The organism is Streptomyces cahuitamycinicus (assembly GCF_002891435.1).
Lineage (GTDB): Bacteria > Actinomycetota > Actinomycetes > Streptomycetales > Streptomycetaceae > Streptomyces > Streptomyces cahuitamycinicus.
This window is the reverse complement of record NZ_POUC01000592.1, coordinates 1-3,860: the sequence shown is the minus strand read 5'-3', so window position 1 is coordinate 3,860 and position 3,860 is coordinate 1. Positions and strand designations below refer to the sequence as shown.

Sequence of the window (3,860 nt, the reverse complement as noted above, 5' to 3'; positions counted from 1 at the left end):
GATCAGGCCCACGGCCCGCTCGGGCAGCCATGCGGAGGCCGTGCCGCTGTCGTCGGAGCCGGAGCCGAACAGGTGGGGGGCCAGCTGGGCCTGGAGGTCGGCCGGGTTGGGGCGGGCCGTGGGGTCCATCTGCATACAGGACTCGATGAGCGGCCGCAGTTCGTCCGGGAGCCCTTCGAGGTCCGGGCCCTCGCGCAGCAGCATGAAGACCGTCTCGACCGGGTTGGCGCCGTGGAAGGGCGGGTGGCCGGTGGCGGCGAAGACCAGCATGGAGCCGAGGGAGAAGACGTCGCTGGCGCCGGTGACGCTGCGGGAGTCCTTGGCCTGCTCGGGGGACATGTAGGCGGGCGTGCCGACGGCGACGTTCGTCATCGTCAAACGCGTGTTCGAGACGCCCGACGCGATGCCGAAGTCGATCACCCGGGGCCCGTCCTCCACGACGAGGACGTTCGACGGCTTGAGGTCCCGGTGCACCAGGCCCGCGCCGTGGATGGACTGGAGGGCCTCGGCCACGCCCGCCGCCAGCCAGCGCACCGCCTGGGCCGGCATCGGGCCGCAGTCGTTCACTATCTCCTCGAGGGAGGGCGCGGGGACGTACGCGGTGGCCAGCCACGGCACGGCGGCGCGCGGGTCGGCGTCCACGACCGCGGCCGTGTAGAAGCCGGAGACGGCGCGGGCCGCCTCCACCTCACGCGTGAAGCGGACCCGGAACAGCTGGTCCTCGGCCAGCTCCGTCCGGACGGTCTTGATCGCCACGCGCCGGCCGGACGCCGAACGCGCGAGATAGACCAGCCCCATGCCGCCGGCACCCAGCCGTCCCAGCACCTCGAACGGCCCGATCCGCCGCGGATCGTGCTGCGTCAGCTGATCCACCACTCTGCCTGCCACCTCCCCGTACGAGCCGCGCCAAAGCCACATGTTCCACGCGACCCCGAGCAGCGTCTCACCACCGCACCGCCATGACGGCACGCACCCTGATTCTTCCTGGCCGGAGCCCTGGTTGCGAACCCGGTGACAATTGGGATGTCTCGGAACAGAACTGATCAAACGATGACCAAACAATGCCTGCTCAGCGGCGCAGCAGCGCGAAGGAAGCCCCTTGGTCGTCCGTGACGACGGCGACCTCGCCGTACGAGGTCTCGAAGGGCGGCGCCTGCACCCGGCCGCCGAGGCGCGTCACGTCCTCCAGCGCGGCCGTCACGTCCTCGACCGCGAAATGCACGAGGAAATGGGGCGGCATCTCGGCCGGGTACACGTCCGAGACGGGGGCGCGGCCGAAGTCGGGCGCGGCGTCCGGGCCGAACAGCGCCTCGTGGAAGAGGTCGCCGTAGAAGGCGTTCGCCGCCTCGGTGTCCCGGGTGTACAGCTCGGTCCAGGCGAAGGTGCCCGGCTCGTGCCGCTTGCCGAAGCCGGGGTGCTCCTCCGGCTGCCACAGGGCGAAGACGGCGCCCTCGGGGTCGGTGACGAGCGCGGTGACGCCCAGTTCCCCGGCCGGTACCGGCGCCGAGACGATCTGCCCGCCCGCGTCCCGGATACGCCGGGCCAGGGCCGGTGCGTCCGGGGTCGCGAAGTACACCGTCCACACGGTGGGCAGCCTGCCGTCCACCTTGCGGACCAGCGCGGCCACGGGTTCGCCGTCCTTCAGCGCCTGCGCGAAGGAGCCGAACCAGTCCTCGAAGGTCCACCCGAAAAGTTGACCGTAGAACCGCTTGCCCGCCTCGACGTCGGGAAGCTGCGCGTCCACCCAGCACGGGACGCCCTCTCCGTACACCGATGCCCTGTTTTCGGCCATGCCGCCAACGTAACCGCGACTGCCGCGACCCGCAGACCAGGCACACAGCCTCCGCACTCCCCCGCACCCCATTTGCAGTCGGCCGAATCGCGCCCCGATCTCGCCTCGGTAAGCTGACGGCATGACAGGACAAGTGCGTACCGTCGACGGCCGCGTGGCCGGCCGGCGTGGGCAGGCGACCCGGCAGAAGCTGCTCGACTGCCTCAGCGAGATGCTCAGCTCCTCCCCGTACCGCGACGTCAAAGTCATCGATGTCGCCCGGAAAGCGGGCACTTCGCCCGCGACCTTCTACCAGTACTTCCCGGACGTCGAGGGCGCCGTCCTGGAGATCGCCGAGCAAATGGCGGCCGAGGGTGCCGCGTTGACGGAGCTCCTGGAGGGCCGTTCGTGGGCCGGCAAGGCCGGCTGGCAGACGGCGCAGGAACTCGTCGACGGCTTCCTGGAGTTCTGGCGCAAGAACGACGCGATCCTCCGGGTCGTCGATCTCGGTGCCGCCGAGGGCGACAAGCGCTTCTACAAGCTCCGGATGAAGATCCTCAACTCGGTGAACAACTCTCTCGCGGACGCCGTCGCCGAGCTCCAGGCCAAGGGCAGGGTCGACAAGGACGTGAACCCGGCGGCCGTCGCCGGTTCGCTCGTCGCGATGCTCGCGGCCGTCGCCTCCCACCAGAAGGGCTTCTCCTCCTGGGGCGTGAAGCAGGCCGAGCTGAAGCCGAACCTCGCCCTGCTGGTGCACCTGGGCGTCACCGGCCGGAAGCCGACGAAATAGCGCGGCGCGACGGCCGTCTTACGCATCCAAGTCCTGTCTGGCAGGCGGTGGTTCACCCGGGTGGACCGCCGCCTGTCGTGCTGTCCCGCCTCGGCACGAGCCGGAATACCCGGATCTCCCGTTCCACCCGCGCCTGGTACGCCGCGTACGGCGGCCAGAACGCCAGCAGCGCCTGCCACGCCGCCGCCCGCTCCTGCCCCGCCAGCAGCCGGGCCGTGACCAGGACGTCCCGGCCCTTCCAGCTGACCTCCGCGTCGGGACGCGCGAGCAGGTTGTGGCTCCAGGAGGGGTGCCCCGGCCGTCCGAAGTTGGACCCGACGACGATCCAGGAGCGCCCCCCGTCCTCCGGCATGCAGGCCAGGGGCGTACGACGGGGCAGCCCGCTCCTCGCCCCGGTGGAGGTCAGCACCACACCGGGGAGCAGTTGCGCGCTGAGCAGCACCTTTCCCCGGGTGAGCCGGTGGACCGCCCGGTCGAGGGCGGGGATCACGTGCGGCGCGACCCGGGCGAAGCCCCTGGTCGACGACACCTTCTGCACGACGCGCGCACCCCTCATGGGCCGGCCTCCTCGAAGACGTGTGCCGCGTCGGCCGCGTGCGCCCGCAGCCGGTGCACCGGCCCGAACAGCAGCTCGTCGCCCGCGGCACGCTTGAAATACAGATGAGCCTCGTGCTCCCAGGTGAATCCGATGCCGCCGTGCAGCTGGATCCCCTCGGCGGCGGCGCGGCGCAGCGCTTCGAGCGCCTGGGCGAGAGCGAGACCACCTGCCCTCTCCCCACGAGCCGGGGCCGCGGCGGCCCAGGCCGCGTAGTACGCCGCCGACCGGGCCGCCTGGACCTGGACGTAGGCGTCGGCCAGCCGGTGCTTGACCGCCTGGAAGGAGCCGACCGGCCTGCCGAACTGCTCGCGCTGCGCCACGTACGCGACGGTCCGCTCCAGCACCCGCCCCGCGGCCCCCGCGGCCTCGGCGGCGAGACAGGCGGCGGCGGTGGAGCCGAGCCGGGCCAGGGCGGGGAGGCCGGCGTCGGCGGCGTCCCCGCCCAGCAACTCGGCTGGGGTGTGGCGCAGTTGGACACGCCCCTGCGGACGGGTGGCGTCCAGGGCGGTCTGCCGTACACGGGTGAGACCGGCGGCGTCCGCGCGCACGAGGAAGAGCAGCACGCGCGAGCGCGCGAATCCCCCGGTGTGCGCGGCGACGACGAGCAGCTGGGCGCTGTGCCCGTCGAGAACCTGGTCGACCTGCCCGTACAGCTGCCAGCCGCCCTCGGCCCGCCGGGCCTGTACGCCCCCGGCCCGTCC

General features: G+C 72.1%; 5 protein-coding genes. 1 reads left to right on the top strand and 4 read right to left on the bottom strand.

Features of this window, described 5'->3' with window-relative positions; translation table 11 throughout:
- Window positions 1–876: serine/threonine-protein kinase (locus C1J00_RS39875; protein WP_146046357.1), on the bottom strand; the 876-nt coding region annotated here is incomplete at its 3' end.
- Window positions 877–1,069: 193 nt separating this feature from the next.
- Window positions 1,070–1,792, bottom strand: coding sequence for an AfsK-binding protein KbpA (gene kbpA / locus C1J00_RS39870; RefSeq protein WP_180989870.1), 723 nt, complete (start codon window positions 1,790–1,792; stop codon window positions 1,070–1,072).
- Window positions 1,793–1,925: 133 nt separating this feature from the next.
- Between kbpA and C1J00_RS39865 the strand changes: the two genes are divergently transcribed.
- A complete protein-coding gene (locus C1J00_RS39865) occupies window positions 1,926–2,561 on the top strand; it encodes a TetR family transcriptional regulator (protein ID WP_102913743.1) in 636 nt (211 codons plus the stop codon).
- Window positions 2,562–2,613: 52 nt separating this feature from the next.
- On the opposite strand, the gene C1J00_RS39860 is transcribed toward C1J00_RS39865, so the two are convergent.
- Both C1J00_RS39860 and C1J00_RS39855 read right to left on the bottom strand, forming a co-directional pair.
- Window positions 2,614–3,117: a nitroreductase family deazaflavin-dependent oxidoreductase gene (locus C1J00_RS39860; protein WP_102913742.1), complete on the bottom strand. Its 504-nt coding sequence runs from the start codon at window positions 3,115–3,117 to the stop codon at window positions 2,614–2,616.
- Window positions 3,114–3,860: acyl-CoA dehydrogenase family protein (locus C1J00_RS39855; RefSeq protein ID WP_281262796.1), on the bottom strand; the 747-nt coding region annotated here is incomplete at its 5' end. The genes C1J00_RS39855 and C1J00_RS39860, both read right to left, overlap by 4 nt.